The sequence below is a fragment of the Verrucosispora sp. FIM060022 genome, from assembly GCF_003977705.1.
In the GTDB taxonomy this organism is placed as follows: domain Bacteria; phylum Actinomycetota; class Actinomycetes; order Mycobacteriales; family Micromonosporaceae; genus Micromonospora; species Micromonospora gifhornensis.
Map to the genome: position 1 here is coordinate 88,710 of NZ_RQIV01000001.1, position 15,063 is coordinate 103,772.

12 protein-coding genes are annotated in these 15,063 nt (G+C 72.9%); 3 read left to right on the top strand and 9 right to left on the bottom strand.

Annotated elements, in window-relative coordinates; translation table 11 throughout:
- Positions 1-181 precede the first annotated feature (181 nt).
- The 5 genes from EG812_RS00395 to EG812_RS00415 all read right to left on the bottom strand — a co-directional run bounded on the left by EG812_RS00395 (position 182) and on the right by EG812_RS00415 (position 5,758).
- Positions 182-469, bottom strand: a complete 288-nt coding sequence (locus tag EG812_RS00395; protein ID WP_013735163.1) for an Lrp/AsnC family transcriptional regulator — start codon at positions 467-469, stop codon at positions 182-184.
- Between the two features lie 99 nt (positions 470-568).
- Positions 569-1,420, bottom strand: a complete 852-nt coding sequence (locus tag EG812_RS00400; protein ID WP_126710435.1) for a nucleotidyltransferase family protein — start codon at positions 1,418-1,420, stop codon at positions 569-571.
- A 50-nt stretch (positions 1,421-1,470) separates the two neighbouring features.
- Positions 1,471-2,013, bottom strand: a complete 543-nt coding sequence (locus EG812_RS00405) for an NUDIX hydrolase (RefSeq protein WP_013735161.1) — start codon at positions 2,011-2,013, stop codon at positions 1,471-1,473.
- A 70-nt stretch (positions 2,014-2,083) separates the two neighbouring features.
- The gene (locus tag EG812_RS00410; RefSeq protein ID WP_013735160.1) at positions 2,084-3,874 is read right to left on the bottom strand and encodes a RelA/SpoT family protein; all 1,791 of its coding nucleotides are present in this window, start codon (positions 3,872-3,874) and stop codon (positions 2,084-2,086) included.
- Positions 3,875-4,003: 129 nt separating this feature from the next.
- Positions 4,004-5,758, bottom strand: coding sequence for a DEDD exonuclease domain-containing protein (locus EG812_RS00415; protein WP_126710436.1), 1,755 nt, complete (start codon positions 5,756-5,758; stop codon positions 4,004-4,006).
- Between the two features lie 127 nt (positions 5,759-5,885).
- On the opposite strand from EG812_RS00415, the gene EG812_RS00420 reads away from it, so the two are divergent.
- The 3 genes from EG812_RS00420 to EG812_RS00430 all read left to right on the top strand — a co-directional run bounded on the left by EG812_RS00420 (position 5,886) and on the right by EG812_RS00430 (position 9,925).
- On the top strand, positions 5,886-7,388 hold the full coding sequence (locus EG812_RS00420) for an NYN domain-containing protein (protein ID WP_126710437.1): 1,503 nt from the start codon (positions 5,886-5,888) through the stop codon (positions 7,386-7,388).
- Positions 7,389-7,544: 156 nt separating this feature from the next.
- Positions 7,545-8,801 carry a M48 family metallopeptidase gene (locus EG812_RS00425; RefSeq protein ID WP_126710438.1) on the top strand — a complete coding sequence of 419 codons (1,257 nt, stop codon included), beginning with the start codon at positions 7,545-7,547 and terminating at the stop codon, positions 8,799-8,801.
- Positions 8,801-9,925 (top strand): glycosyltransferase family 4 protein, encoded by a 1,125-nt coding sequence (locus EG812_RS00430; RefSeq protein ID WP_126710439.1) that lies wholly within the window; start codon positions 8,801-8,803, stop codon positions 9,923-9,925. The genes EG812_RS00425 and EG812_RS00430 overlap by 1 nt, the downstream gene beginning before the upstream one ends.
- A 59-nt stretch (positions 9,926-9,984) precedes the next feature.
- On the opposite strand, the gene EG812_RS00435 is transcribed toward EG812_RS00430, so the two are convergent.
- The 4 genes from EG812_RS00435 to EG812_RS00450 all read right to left on the bottom strand — a co-directional run bounded on the left by EG812_RS00435 (position 9,985) and on the right by EG812_RS00450 (position 15,059).
- Positions 9,985-11,637, bottom strand: a complete 1,653-nt coding sequence (locus EG812_RS00435) for a putative bifunctional diguanylate cyclase/phosphodiesterase (protein ID WP_233579399.1) — start codon at positions 11,635-11,637, stop codon at positions 9,985-9,987.
- A 79-nt stretch (positions 11,638-11,716) separates the two neighbouring features.
- Positions 11,717-12,526: an SAM-dependent methyltransferase gene (locus EG812_RS00440; RefSeq protein ID WP_013735150.1), complete on the bottom strand. Its 810-nt coding sequence runs from the start codon at positions 12,524-12,526 to the stop codon at positions 11,717-11,719.
- Between the two features lie 162 nt (positions 12,527-12,688).
- Complete coding sequence (locus EG812_RS00445; protein WP_007072219.1) at positions 12,689-13,357, bottom strand: response regulator transcription factor; 669 nt, start codon at positions 13,355-13,357, stop codon at positions 12,689-12,691.
- 7 nt (positions 13,358-13,364) lie between these two features.
- Entirely contained in the window at positions 13,365-15,059 is a 1,695-nt protein-coding gene (locus EG812_RS00450; protein WP_013735149.1) for a GAF domain-containing sensor histidine kinase, read from the bottom strand.
- Positions 15,060-15,063: the final 4 nt, after the last annotated feature.

Genomic DNA, 15,063 nt, shown 5'->3' on the forward strand with positions numbered 1-15,063 from the left:
CCGCGCGCGCTCTCTCCCCGCGCCGATCTTGCACTTTGGGTCGAGGCATTCATCGCAAAAGGTGCAATTAGGTGACCGAAAGTGCAAGATCGACGAGCTGGGGGCGGACGGTGCGCGCGGCAGGGCAGGGTGGGGCGGTGGGTGGGGTGGGGTGGGGTGGGGGTGGGGGTGGGGGTGGGGGTTAGTCGGCGCCGGCTAGGCCGATGGCGAAGGCTTCTTCGAGGTCGTGGCGGGAGTAGGCGCGGAAGGCGATGTGGGACTCGGTGTTGAGGACGCCCGGCACCTTGGAGATGCTGCCCGCGATCACCCGGGCGATCTCGTCGAACTCGCGGACCCGGACCATGGCGATCAGATCCACGTGTCCCGCCACCGAGTAGACCTCGCTCACCCCGGGCAGGTTGGCCAGGGCCTCGGCCACCTCAGGAATCGCGTCGGTGGCGCAGTCGATCAGCACGATCGCGGTGATCACTGGAGGTTCTCCGTTCGTCGGTCTTCCCCGCCCATGCTAGGGCCCGCCGACGGAATCGGGGCTGCTGGGACGGTCAAAGCCCGGGGGCTCCGAAGCGGGTCAGGATGTTGGGACGGTGAGGTTTTCGTCGACTCGGATCACGTCGTGGAGATTCTCGTCCGCGTGGACTGTGGCACCGGGCCAGAGCACACAGCGGGTCACCGTGCCGCGTACGGTGGCGCCTGCGCCGATCACCGAGTGGTGGCAGTGACCGGTGACCGTGGCGGTCGGATCGACCAGGCTGTCGTCGCCGGCGGCGTGCAGGTTGGCGGTGAGGTAGTCGGCGGGGGTGCCGGTGTCGTAGAAGATGCCCGGGTAGGGGACCACGGTCAGTCGACCGGCCGCCTCGGCGGGGCGCCACACTGCCCGCACCAGGTCACCGAAGGTCGGTGGCAGTTCCCGGACCAGCCGCCAGGGCAGCAGCGAGAAGCCGGTGAACAGGTGCCCGTCGAAGGTGCCTGGTGCCGTCGGGTCGGGTGCCGGCTGGCCGAGCAGGCGTACGGATTCGCCGTCCCAGTCGTGCAGCAGCGCGGCGATGTCCGGCCCGGGCTGCGACGTCGGGTCAGCGAGGTACGCGTCGGCGTTGCCCACCAGTACGCCCCGACCGGCGATCCAGTCTCGCAGGTTGCCGATTCCACCGGCGGTGCCGAGCGGAGTGCCCTGCTCCACCGAGAGGTGGGCTCGGGTGCCGACCTGCTCGACCACTTGGTCACCGAGGTAGCAGGCGTTGACGGCGACCTGCTGCGGCCCGGTCAGGCCGAGCCCGGCGAGCCGGGCCAGCGCGCGATCCAACAATGACACGTTGCCTACCGGGCAGAGCGCCTTGGGCAGCCGTTCGGTCAGCGGGCGCAGTCGGGTGCCCTCCCCGGCGGCGAGCACCACCGCGCACAGGCCACCGTCGAGGCTGGCCACGGCCCCCTCCCCAGGCCCGCCCGAGGACGTCGGTGCTGGCGGTGGGCTGGTCATGGCAGGGTGTCGGGTAGTGGTGGCGGGAACTGCCCGGCCAGTGGACCGATGTCGTAGTAGGCGAGCAGCCGTGCGGTGGGCCAGGTCAGCTTGGGCAGGTCGTCCAGCGGGTGCCAGGCGGCCTCGAAGACCTCGGCCCCGTCCACGGTCAGCGTGGTGCTCGACGCCGGCACCTTGGCGGTGAAGACCACGTCCACCCAGCCTTTGGCGTGGACGACCGCGTTGGGGGTCGCCGGGGTCAACTGGGTGGGGGAGAGGCGTACGCCCGACTCCTCGTGCAACTCGCGGGCCGCGCCCACGGCCGGGTTCTCGCCGCGTTGCAGCAGACCGGCCGGCAGCGACCAGCCTCGGCCGGGTGGCTGGCGCAGCAGCAGCAGTCGACCCGCGCCCGCTGCCTCGCTGTCGTGCACCAGGGTGACCGCGCCGACGATGTACTTCGGCACGGCCAGCCGCACCAGCCGACGCCGTACCGACGGCGGAAGCCGATAGAAGACCTGGTATGCGACGGCGCGTCCGATGCGGCGCGAGCGGGGGGTCATGGCTTCAGGCTAGTGGCCGCGAGACGCGCTCGCGCCCGAGGAACGCGGTGCGTCACTGCCGGTGGTCGCCTTACTGCCGATGGTCGACGAGGTCGATGAGTTGGCGTACGACGGCGTCCGGTTCGAGCACCCGGTCGAAGACCGCGACCAGCAGGGTTTCCAGGTCGGGGTAGCCGAGTTCCTCCGACAGCCGCAGCAGCGGCAGGTCGCTGGCCAGCCCTCGGTTGTGTTGGCGCAGGGCGAGCCCGATGGTGGCCCGGCCCAGCCGGACCTTGTCGCTGATCGAGATGCCGGGCTCGCTGTGCTCGGCGAACCAGCGGTTGATCTGCATCTGCGCGTGCGGCGACTTGACGAAGCCGAGCCACTCGCGGCGCGGGCCGCGCGGGGCGACTTCGGCGTCGAGGGAGCACTCCTCGTCGGTCTCGGTGAAGATCTCGACCACGTCGCCCTCCTCCAACTCGGAGGAGAGCGGGACCAGTCGACCGTTGATCCGGGCGGCGAGACATCGCTCGCCCCGGTCGGTGCCCAGCTCGTAGGCCAGGTCGACAGGGGTCGCGCCGGCCGGCAGGACGATCTGCCGACCGTCGGCGACCACCTGGATCTGTGCCTCGGCCAGGTCGCAGCGCAGCGATTGGAGGAACTGCGCCGGGTCGGCGGCGTCCTGCTCCCAGTCCAGCACCCGACGCAACCAGTCGAGCTGTTCGGTGCGGGCCGCCGGCGCGCCGCTGGCGCGGGGGAAGCGGAAGTCGGCGGCCACCCCGTACTCGGCCGAGCGGTGCATCTCCTCGGTGCGGATCAGCACCTCCACCGTGCGGTCGCGGGGGCCGCAGACGCTTGTGTGCAGGGAGCGGTAGAGGTTGTTCTTCGGCGAGGCGATGAAGTCCTTGAACCGGCCGGGCACCGGTCGCCACAGCCCGTGGATGGCGCCGAGGGCCGCGTAGCAGTCGGTGGCCGGGCCGTCCACCACGACGGTGATGCGGGGCAGGTCGTACGGCACGGTGTGGCCGCCGGCGACCGTGTCCTTCCAGATCGAGTAGAGGTGCCGGGGTCGGGGCGCGACCTGGGCGTCGACCCGGCTTCGCCGCAGCGCCACCTTGGCCTGGGCCACCACGTCGTTGAGGTAGCTGTCCCAGCCGGGGCGGTCGTGCACGTGGCGGGCGATGCGGGCGTGCTCGTCCGGCTCCAGGTGCAGCAGCACCACGTCGTCCAGTTCCCGTTTGAGGGTCTGGATGCCCAGCCGGTCGCAGAGGGGTACCAGCACCTCGAGGGTCTTGCGGGCGATGCGTTCCCGCGAGGCCGCCGAGCGTACGCCCAGGGTGCGCATGTTGTGCAGCCGGTCGGCCAGCTTGATGATCAGCACCCGGACGTCCTTGCCGGCTGCGATGATCATCTTGCGGATGGTCTCCGCCTCGGCGGCCTGACCGTAGAACGCCTTGTCGAACTTGGTCACCCCGTCGACCAGGTGGGCCACCTCGTGGCCGAAATCCTCGGCGAGGGCCTGCAACGTGTAGCGGGTGTCCTCCACGGTGTCGTGCAGCAGCGCCGCGACCAGCGTGGTGGTGTCCATGCCCAGCTCGGCGCAGATCTGCGCGACCGCGAGCGGGTGGGTGATGTACGGCTCCCCGCTCTTGCGGAACTGGCCGCGATGCATGTTCTCGGCGATCGTGTACGACCGGCGCAGCACCGCGGGATCGGCACCCGAATGGATGCTGCGGTGGGTGCGGACGAGCTGCCCCACCGGCTCGGTGTCGGTGGTCGGCCAGCTCAGCAGCGACCGGAGTCGGCGGGCGAGCGGTAGTTCGCCTGGCTGGGCGGGAAGTGCGCCCCGCAGGGCGCCGCCGCGTCCGGCGTCGACGTCCACGTGGGACACCCCCTCACTTCCGCACCGGCGCGCCAGCGGATCGGCAACCGGGAGCAGAACCTCGAAACGGGCAGGACTGCACTCCCTTAACAGACTAAGTGAGTCGACGTAGTCCGATCGGACAGTTGCTCATGAGCGTTCGGACCAGAGTTGATGGGACGCCGCGTTCTCGGCCTTGGTCAACAGGTCACGGAAGCGCCCCGCGCCGGACACCGGAGAGGCCCAACCGGCCGACATCTCCACCAGCCGGGTCTCCGGCCGTTCCAACCAGGACAGGATCCGTTCCGACTCCTCCGGGGTGGCCGCCGGGACCGGGCCGTGCCCGGCCGACACCGTCTCGGCGGTGGCGCGGATGGTGGCCAGGGTCGGTCGCGGGTGGACCCCGGGCGGGCTGACCCCCGCGCCGGCGAGCCGACCGTGCCGCACCAGCGCCAGCTCCCAGCCGCCGTGTTCGGCGGGCCGGGCGGCGGCCACCTCGGCGATGCTGGTCAGCGCGGCCAGCCGCTGCATGCGTACGGTCGCCCGCAGCACCGCCGCCAGCCGTGACCGGAGCACCGCCGCCTCCTCGTAGCGCTGACCGGCGGCCAGCGCCTCGATCCTGGCCAGCAGGGCGTCCACCACCGGCTTGGCGTCGCCGGTGGTGGCCTCGGCGAACGGCGTCACCGCGACCGCGTCGTACTCCTGGGGGGTGATCCGGTGCTCGCAGGGTGCCAGGCAGCGACCCAGCTCGGCCAGCGCGCAGGCCGGCGTGACGGTGCGCAGCGACAGCCGGTGGGTGCACTGGCGCAGGGGGACCGCGTCGTGGAAGCCGGCGGCGGCCAGCTCCGCGGCCCGTCGCGAGGAGAACGGCCCGAGGTAGGCGCGGTCGTCGGGGGAGATCTCCCGCACCACCGACAACCGGGGGTACGGCCCGTCGGTCAGCTTCAGCCAGACCACCCGCTCCGGATATTTCGACCGCCGGTTGTACGGCGGCGCGTGCGCCCCGATCAGCCGCAGCTCCCGGACCTCCGCCTCCAGCGAGTGGGCGCACTCCAGCGCCTCGACCCGCTCGGCGGCGGCCAGCATCTCCGAGATCCGGGCGCGCTTCTCCGCGGCGGTGAAGTAGCTGCGGACCCGGGTGGCGATGTCGCGCGAGGTGCCGACGTACAGCGGTCGGTCGTCGGCGGCCCGGAAGATGTAGACCCCGGGGGAGCGGGGCAGCCCGTCGGCCAGGTGCCGTTTGCGGCGTTGCGTCGGGGTGACCGCCCGGGCGAACTCGATGGCCTCGCCGATGGTGTCGACCCGGTGCCCGCCGAGCCGCCCGATCAGCCCGTGCAGCACGTCCACGGTCGCCCGGGCGTCGTCCAACGCCCGGTGCGTCGGGGTGGTGGCGGCCCGGAAGTAGGCCGCCAGGGTGCCGAGTTTGCGGTTGGGCACCTCGTCGCGCAGCAGCACCCGCCGGGCCAGCGCGGCGGTGTCCAACACCCGGGGGTTGGGCCAGCGGTAGCCGTGCCGGGCGCAGGCGGCCTTGAGAAAACCGACATCGTACGGGGCGTTGTGCGCGACCAGCACGGCATCGGAGACGAACTCCAGGAAGCTCGGCAGCACCTGCTCGATGGAAGGCGCGGGCAGCAGCATCGCCTCGGTGATACCGGTCAGCACGGTGATGAACGGTGGAATCGGCACACCGGGGTTGACCAGGGTGGCCAGCACCCCCAGCTCCTCGCCACCGCGCACCTTCACCGCGCCGATCTCGGTGATGCCGCCGCCGTCCGGTGCCCCACCGGTGGTCTCCAGGTCGACGACCACGAACGTCGTCGCATACAGCGGCAGCGCCGGGTCGACGCCGTCGACGGCCGGGTCGAGCCCGGCCAGCGCCGGCTGGAGGTACTCCTGTGCTGCCATCGGCGGCACGGTAACCGTCCGGTCCGACACTCCCGCCCCACCGGTCCCATTCGCCACCACCGGTCTAGGATGAGAGATCGGCTCACTCACCGGGCGGTGGGCCCGGTCGCGGTGGGAGACTTGCCACATGCCCCTCACCGAGCCGCACGATGACAACCTCTCCCAGGAGGAGCAGGTCGTCGCGGTGCCGGCTGCCGGTGACCTCGCCGATGTCGCCGCCGCCGGGGGGTTGGGGGACCCGCAGACTTCCGCCGAGGGCGGTGCCGACGCCGGGACCGCCGACGAGCAGACCGCCGCCGATCCGGATGCCGAGCAGACACCCGAGCCGGAGCCGAGCCTGCCCGAGCCGGTCCGGCAGCGGATCGTCTCACTCACCGCCGCCGTGCTGCCCGGCCTGCCCGGCGACGAGGTGCCCGTGCCGCTGCGTCGGGTCGCCAAGTTCGCCCCCAACCGGCGGGCCCGCCTCGGCGCGCCGGTGATCGCCGCCCAACTCGCCGCCGACCCGCTGTTCCGTCAGCGGGTCACCGCCCGGGTGCTGGCCGACGCCGGTGACCTGGGTGCCGCCGTGGTCGACGGGACGGCACCCGCCGCCGCCGACCCGGTCGAGGTGGCCGCCCTGGCCTACCTGGCCCGGCCGCGCGGGTGGCGGCAGCTGATCGACGCCAGCGGCGCGGCCGTACGCGCCGAGGCCGACACCGCCGTGGTGGCCGAACTGGTCCGCCAGGCCGAGCAGCGGGCCAACCGGGCCGACCACGACCGCGCGGTGGCCCGGGTCGAGGCCGACAAACTGCGCGACGAACTGGCCCGGGTCCGCGAGGAACTGGGTCAACTGCGCGAGGAATCCCGCCAGCTGGCCCGGACGCTGCGGGAGAGCCAGGCCCGCGAACGCCGGGCGAGCGAACTGCTGGCCACCGAGCGGGGCCGGGCCGCGCGGGCGGCGGCCGACGCGGACGCCGAACTGCGCCGAGCCCGGGCTCGACTGGCCGAAGCCGAGGCGGCGGCCGGGGTCGCCCGGGCCAGCGCCAAGGAGGCCCGGTCGGTCGACGACGCCCGCCTGTGGCTGCTGCTGGAGACCATCGGGCAGGCCGCCGTCGGGCTGCGCCGGGAGTTGGCCCTGGACCCGGTGGAGAAGTTGCCCGCCGACTTCGTCGCCGACTCCTTCGCCGACTCCTCGACGGCCACCTCCACCCCGGCCGCGGCCCGGGCCCGGGACACCGACGACCCGGCCCGACTGGACCAGCTGCTCGCCCTGCCCCGCGCCCACCTGGTGGTCGACGGCTACAACGTGACCAAGCGGGGCTTCGGGGAGATGTCGCTGGAACAGCAGCGCAAGCGGCTGATCACCGGCCTGGGCGGGATCGCCGCGCAGACCGGTGACGAGGTCACCGTGGTCTTCGACGGCGCCGAACGGATGCACGGGCTGCCGCCCACCCCCCGCGGCGTACGGGTGCTCTTCTCCCGCAAGGGCGAGACCGCCGACGAACTGATCCGCCGGCTGGTCCGCGCCGAGCCACCGGGGCGTCCGGTGGTGGTGGTCTCCTCCGACCGCGAGGTCGCCGACGGGGTACGCCGACACGGCGCCTACCCGTTGGGCGCGGACTCGCTGCTGCGCCGCCTGTCCCGCTCCTGACCGGACCGGCTGCGCTCCACGCGCGTGGGGACACCCCGGGCCGGGCAATAGGATTGGCGCCCATGGCGACAGGAGCGACGGTATGAGAGGCAGAGCGGACGGCCGGTCCGATACCGGTCGCTGCGCCGGGTCGCCGCACTCGGGTCGGGTGGCCCGGTGAGCCCGCGCGGTTGGGCCGTGCTCACCCTGGCCGGGCTCGGCCTCGCGGTGCTGGTGGCGGCCCTGGTGCTGATCCCGTGGAACCGTCCGCCCGCGCCCCGCGCCGACCAGCTCGCCGCGCTCCGGGACCTCCCCGCCGACCAGGTGGAACGGGCCCGACAGTTCCGCTCCGCGCTGCGCCCCGGCAGTTGGGCGGCGCTCGGCGTCGGGCTGCTGGTGGCGCTCGCGCTCGGGCTCACCCCGCTGGGCAGCCGCCTGATCGAACTGGCCGGGCGCCCCTTCGGTGACCACTGGACGGCGCAGGCGATCCTCGGCGGGCTCGCCGTGGTGCTCGTGGCCGACCTGGTCACCTTGCCCTTCGCCGCCTGGCGGCACAGCGTGCTCACCCGGTGGGGACTGGCCACCAACGGCTGGGCCGGCTGGGCCGTCGACCTGCTCAAGTCGTACGCCGTCAGTGCCGTCATCGGCGCGGTGGCCCTGCTCGGCTTCTACACCGTCGTGCGACTCGCCCCCCGCTGGTGGTGGGCGTTCGGCGCGGCGGGCGCGGCGACCCTGGTGGTGCTGCTGTCGTTCGTGCTGCCGGTGCTGGTGGAGCCGGTGTTCAACCGGTTCAGCCCGATGGAGCCGGGGCCGCTGCGCACCCAGCTGATGGACCTGGCCGCCCGCGACGGCGTACCGGTGCGCGACGTGCTGGTCGCCGACGCGTCCCGGCGCACCCGGGCGGTCAACGCCTACGTCTCGGGATTCGGCCCGACCCGCCGCGTGGTGGTCTACGACAACCTGCTGCGGGAGGCGACCGACGCCGAGGTGACCGCCGTGGTGGCCCACGAACTCGGCCACGCCAAGGACCGGGACGTGCCGGTCGGTACGCTCACCGGCGCGCTCGGCGCGGCAGCCGCCGTGGTGGCGCTCTACCTGATCGGCTCCTGGCCGCCGCTGCTGCGCCTGGCCGGTGTCGGCTCGGTCGCCGAGCCGCGTGCGTTCGGGCTGCTGCTCGCCCTGGTCACGGTGGCCGGGCTGGTCTTCGCGCCGGCACAGGCGTTGATGTCGCGCCGGGTCGAGGCCCGCGCCGACGCGCACGCGCTCGCGCTCACCGGTGACCCGGCCGCCTTCGAGTCGATGCAGCGGCGACTGTCCTCGGTCAACCTCTCCGACCCGGATCCGCCCCGCTGGGAGTACCTCTACTCGGCCTCCCACCCCTCCACCGTGGAGCGGATCGCCGCCGCCCGCGCGTACGCCAGAAAGGCCGGTTGATGGGTCGCACGTTGCTGGTCACGAACGACTTCCCGCCGCGTCCCGGCGGCATCCAGTCGTTCGTCCACAACCTGGCGGTACGCCAGCCCGCCGGATCGGTGGTGGTGTACGCGTCGAGTTGGCCGGGTGCCGACAAGTTCGACGCCGACCAGCCGTTCGAGGTGGTCCGCGAGCGCACCCGGATGCTGCTGCCGACCCCGCTGGTGGCCCGCCGTGCTGCCCGGCTGGCCCGGGCCTACGACTGCGACAAGGTCTGGTTCGGGGCGGCCGCCCCGCTGGGCCTGCTCGCCGCGGGGCTGCGCCGTCGGGCCGACGTACGCCGGGTGGTCGCCCTCACCCACGGACACGAGGTGGGCTGGGCGGCGCTGCCGCTGGCCCGGACCGCCCTGCGGCGCATCGGTCGGGGCACGGACGTGGTCACCTACCTCGGGGAGTACACCCGCAACCGGCTGGCCCGCGCCCTGGACGGGCTGACCGAGCTGCGGCAACTCGCCCCGGGCGTGGACACCGAGCTGTATCACCCGGCCGTCGACGGCACGGAGGTGCGACGCCGGCTGGGGCTGGCCGACCGGCCGGTGGTGGTCTGCGTCTCGCGGCTGGTGCCCCGCAAGGGCCAGGACATGCTGATCCGGGCGATGCCGCTGATCCAGCGTCGGGTGCCCGACGCGGCGCTGCTGGTGGTCGGCGGCGGACCGTACCGGGCGACGCTGACCCGGCTGGCCCGCCAGGTCGGCGTCGAGCGCGAGGTGGTCTTCACCGGCTCGGTGCCCGCGGAGGAACTACCCGCCCACTACGCCGCCGGTGACGTGTACGCGATGCCCTGCCGGACCCGCAACCGTGGGCTGGACGTGGAGGGGCTCGGCATCGTCTACCTGGAGGCGTCGGCGACCGGCCTGCCGGTGGTGGCAGGTGACTCCGGCGGTGCACCGGACGCGGTGCGGCAGGGGGAGACCGGCTACGTCGTCAACGGCCGGGATCTCACTGAACTCGCCGACCGGGTGGGCACCCTGCTGGCCGACCGGGACCTGGCGCGTACCTTCGGCGCGGCCGGTCGGGCCTGGGTGGAACGGGAGTGGCGCTGGGAGACCCAGGCCGACCGTCTGACGGCTCTGTTGACGGGCTGACTGTTAACAGGGGTCCCCTGCTCTACCGCAGGCGTTAACAAGGTGCCCTTCCTTACACCTCAGCGGAGCCGGGCGAGGATGTGATCGGCGGGGGCGGGACGGCCGAAGTGCCAGCCCTGGCCGGCGTCGCAACCGATCGCGCGCAGCCGTTCGGCCTGCCCGACGGTCTCCACGCCCTCGGCGGTCACCGTCAGGTCCAGCGCGTGGGCCAGCGAGACCAGCGAGGCGAGGATCCGCTCGTCGGCGGCCTCCGGGGCGCGCAGGCCCCGGACGAACTCGCCGGCCACCTTCAGCTCGGTCACGGGCAGGTCCCGCAGGTAGGCCAGGTTGCTGTAGCCGGTGCCGAAGTCGTCGATGGCGATGCGTACCCCGAGGTCGGCAAGCGCCCGTAGGGCCCGCACCGGCTCCTCGGCGCTGCTCATCATCATACTCTCGGTGATCTCCAGCTGGAGCCGGTTCGGTGGCAGGCCGGTGCGCCGCAGCAGGCCGCACACCTCCTGCACCAGGTCGGGGCGGCGCAGCTGACGTACGGCCAGGTTGACGCTGACGTACGGCGGTTCGCCGGTGGCGGCCGACCAGCCGACCGCCTCGCGGCAGGCCTCGGCGAGCACCCAGGAGCCGAGCGGCACGATCAGCCCGGTCTCCTCGGCCAGCCCGATGAAGCTGTCCGGACGCAGCACCCCCAACTGCGGATGCTGCCAACGCACCAACGCCTCGACCCCGAGCACCGAACCGTCCTGCAACGAGGTCAACGGCTGGTAGTCGAGGTAGAACTCGCCCCGCTCCAGCCCGCCGGGGATGGCCGCGCTGAGCGCCTGCCGAGCCTGTTCCCGGCTGTCGCGTTCGGCGTCGTACAGCGCCCAGCCCGCACCGCCGGCGCTCTTGGCCCAGTGCAGCGTGCTGCCGGCGGCCCGCCACAGGTCGTCCGGTGTGGTGCCGGTGACCTGGCGTTCCACCACGCCGACACTCGCGGTGACCGTGACGTCGTGCCCGTCGACCAGCACCGGCTCGGCGAGGGCGGCCAGCGCCGACTCGGCGACCGCCACCACGTCCCCGGTGCCGGTGGAGCGTTCGACGAGGATCATGAAGGCGTCCCCGCCGAGGCGGGCCACCAGGTGAGGTTCCACGGCGCGGCTGAGCCGGTGAGCCGCCGCCACCAACGCCCGGTCGCCGATCTGGTGCCCGTACGAGTCGTTGATCCGTTTGAACCGGTCGATGTCGAGGAAGCACAGCCCGACCCGGTGGACGTCGTCGCGGTGCTCGGTGCAGACCGCGGCGAGCCGTTCGGCGAACAGCGTCCGATTGGGCAGGTCGGTGAGTGGGTCGTGGGTGGCCTGGTGCCGGAAGCGTGCCTCGCTGGCCCGCAGCGCCCGCTCCGCGTCGGCCCGGGCGATCAGGGCGGCCCGCCGGATCGCCTCCTGCTCGTCCAACGTCCGGTCGCGCAGCGCGCGGGCGTAGCCGGTGGCGATCGCGGCGAGCAGCCGGGCCATCCGGTCGGCGATGTCGTCGGCGACCAGGTCCAGGTCGCGTACCAGCCGGAGTTGAATCACCTCGACGGTACGACCGAGCGCCTCGGCGGAGGCGATGTGCGAGGCGACCAGTTCGGTGGCCACCCGGTGCCCGGCGCGCAGGTCGAGCGGTTCCGTGCGCAGGGCCGCGGCCAGCTGGTCGGTGAGCCGCTGCAACAGCGTCTCCAGCTGGGCGTGTGTCATCGGGAAATAGCTGGTGCCCGCCAACGCCTTGGCCCACGCCCGAGCGAACGCGCCGGGGCGGGCGGGACCGTCCGGAGGCTCACCCACCGAGTCGCCCGACCCCACCGAGGAAGACGGCCCGCTCGGCGTCCTCGGCGCTGTCCGGGGTCTCCGGACGCCACTGCGGCACCCACACCACCCCGGGCTCGACCAGTTCGAAGCCGTCGAAGAACGCGGTCAGCTCGGCCCGACTGCGGACCCACAGCGGGTTGTCGGTGCGCTGGTAGACCTTCTGCGCCTCGGCCCGCTCGGCTTCGCTGCGACCGTCGTCGCTGGCCTGCGACAGCACCAGGTAGCTGCCCGGGGCCAACGCCGCCCGCAGGGTGCGCAGCACCTCGGCCGGCCGGTCGTGCTCACCGACGAAATGCAGCACCGCCACGACCAGGACGGCGACCGGCTGCGAGAAGTCGATCATCGCGCGGACGTCCGGGTGGGCGAGGATGCGCTCGGGGTGGCGGAGGTCCTCCTGGACGACCGCGGCGCTCTCGTTGCCGGCCAGGATCTCCCGGCTGTGCGCCACCGCGACCGGGTCCACGTCGACGTAGACCACCCGGGAGTCGGGGGCGTGCCGCTGGGCGATCTCGTGCACGTTGCCGACGGTCGGGATGCCCGAACCGATGTCCAGGAACTGGCGGATCCCCGCCTCGCAGAGGAACTGCACGGCCCGGCGCAGGAAGGCGCGGTTGGCCTGGGCCATCAGCGGAGCCTCCGGAACCGCGGCCACCATGGCCTGGGCCGCCGCCCGGTCCACCGCGAAGTTGTGCGATCCGCCGAGGTAGTAGTCGTACATCCGAGCGACGCTGGGCCGCTCGACATCGATCGTCTCGGGTGCCCAGTCCGGCCGCTGCAATGTCTCACTCCTCCGCACACGGTGTAGGCGTCAATGCCCCGGCGGGTATTCTGCCCCGCTTTCATCACCGAGACCATAGTGCGTCCGCAAACGCAGGTCGATACGAAAGATCCGTGCCCGCGCGGTGGCGGACACGGATCCCTTTGTCGACGTGGGTGTTGCTCAGAACTTGGGCGCGTCCGGGGCTTCGAGCAGGCCGAGCCGCAGCGCGGTCATCAGCGCCTGGGCCCGGTTGGCCGCGCCGAGCTTCTCGTAGAGCTTGGAGATGTGCGTCTTGGCGGTCGACTCGCTGACGAACAGCTGCTTGGCGATGCCGGCCACGCTCATGCCGTCGGCGAGCAGCCGCAGCACCTGGCCCTCGCGCGGCGACAGCTGCGGCCCGGACGGGGCGAGCCGGCGCTTCATCGCCTCGGCCAGGTCGGCGGCGGTGAAGGCGCTGGGGGAGGAGGCGGCGTGCCGGGCGGCGGCGACGACCTCGTCGGCCGGCGCGGTCTTCGGCACGAACGCGCTCGCCCCGGCCTCCAGGGCACCGAAGAGCTGGTCGTCGCCCGCGTACATGGTGAGCACCACGATGCCCATCGACGCGCTGGACTTGCGCAGTGCGCGGGTGGCCTCCAGGCCGCTGCCGTCGGGCAGCCGCAGGTCCATGATCACCACGTCCGGCTGCAGCGCGCCGGCCTGCCGTACGCCCTCCGCCGCCGTGGCGGCCTCGCCGACGACCTCGAACTGCCGGTCGCGCTCGAAGGCGTGCCGCAGGCCCTTACGGATCAAGTCGTGGTCGTCGACAAGGAGGACCTTGGTACGGGTAGCCGGTGTCGGACTTGTGGTCATCCTCGGGTTACTCCCCTTCTGCTGCGGCGGCGCTACCGCGAAGGTTATCGCGCCGGGGCGACGAGCCGACCACCACCGCCACGGTCGTCCCGCTGGGCTGACGTGGTCTGATCTCCAACCGGCCCCGGATACGTTCCGCCCTCTCGGCCATGATCGCAAGCCCATAGTGCCCGTCGGAACGTTTGTCACCTATGCCGTGACCGTCATCCGACACTTCGATCTGGGCGTACGGGGGATCCACCTCGCAGGTGACCCAGAGGTTGGTCGCCCCGGCGTGCTTACGGGCGTTGGTCACCGCCTCCTGGGCGATGCGCAGCAACTCGGCCTCGGTGGCGGCGGGCAGCCGGGCGGTGGACTCGTCCAGCGACAGGTGCACCCGCAGCCCACCGGAGGCCCCGACGGTACGGGCGTACTCGGCGATCGCGGCGGCCAGACCGCCGTGCCGGTCCACCTCGCTGCGCAGCTCGAACAGGCTCAGCCGCAGCTCGGTGATGACCCGGGTGACCTCCTGACGCAGGGTCCGCAGGCTCTCGGCGGTCTCCTCGGCGTCCTCGTGCACGGTGGCCAGCGCGTTGTCGATGCCGTAGCCGACCATCACCAGTTCCTGGGCCACCCCGTCGTGGATCTCCCGGGCCAGTCGCTGCCGCTCCTCGTTGGTGGCCAGCGACCGCACCTCGTCGAAGAGCAGGGCGGCCTCCAGCCGCAGCGCCGCCGGCCCGGTCAGCCCGGTCACCTCGGCCGTCACCGCGGACGGGTAGGCGTGCGCGGCGTCGGCCTCCAGCACCACCAGGCCGACCGTGCGGACCCCGGCGACCAGCGGCACGATCAACGCCGACACGTCCCCGCCACGGTGCGAGCGGGACTGGGAACGGGCCGCGGTCTGCGGCTGCTGACTGGCCCAGGCGTCGGCGATGGCCGAGTCGGCGTCGAGGGTGGTCTCCCAGTCGACCCGGTCCGCGCCGATCTGGGCGAGCACCACCAGTCGCCCGCCGCCGCTGGCGGAGAGCACGGCTCCCCGGTCGGTGCGGGCCACCGTGCGCAACTCCTCCAGCAGGTGCTCGGAGATCCCACCGGGGTCCAGCGTCGCGCCGGGCAGTTGGCGGGCGACGGTACGCAGTTGGGTCAGCAGCCGGGTCGCCTCCGCGTACGGCTGGGGTTTGGTGTCCTGTCGCAGTTGCATCACCCGGTGCAGCGTCTGCGCCGCGTAGAGACCGAGCACGGCCAGGATCAGCCACTGGGCGCAGACCGCGAGGTAGCCCGTCTGGGTCATCTGTCGCGCTCCGCCGACCTCGGTGAACGCGCCGGTGATCAGCAGGGTGCCGGCGACCGTCGCGATGAGCAGGGCGCCCTCGCGGAACCGGCGTCGCAGTGCGGTGACCGTCACCGGCACCGCCAGGTACGGCAGCACCGCGGAGGCGCCCAGCCCGTCGATGTGCCCGCCGATGGTGGCGACCGCTGCGACCTGACTCGCCGCCAGGCCGAGCACCACCACCTCCGCCATCCGGCTGATCGGCCCGATCAGCCAGTGCTCGGGGGCCATCGACGCGGGCAGGCCGGCGACCGCGAGCAGGACGATCCACCAGAGCTGGGTCAGGTCACGGGTGGCGAGCAGGGTGAGGACGGCGACCAGGGCGAGCACGACCACCCGGGTCGCCGAGGCGAGCGGATGGGAGCGGGCCAGGGCGGTTGTCGAGGCGGACACGTGA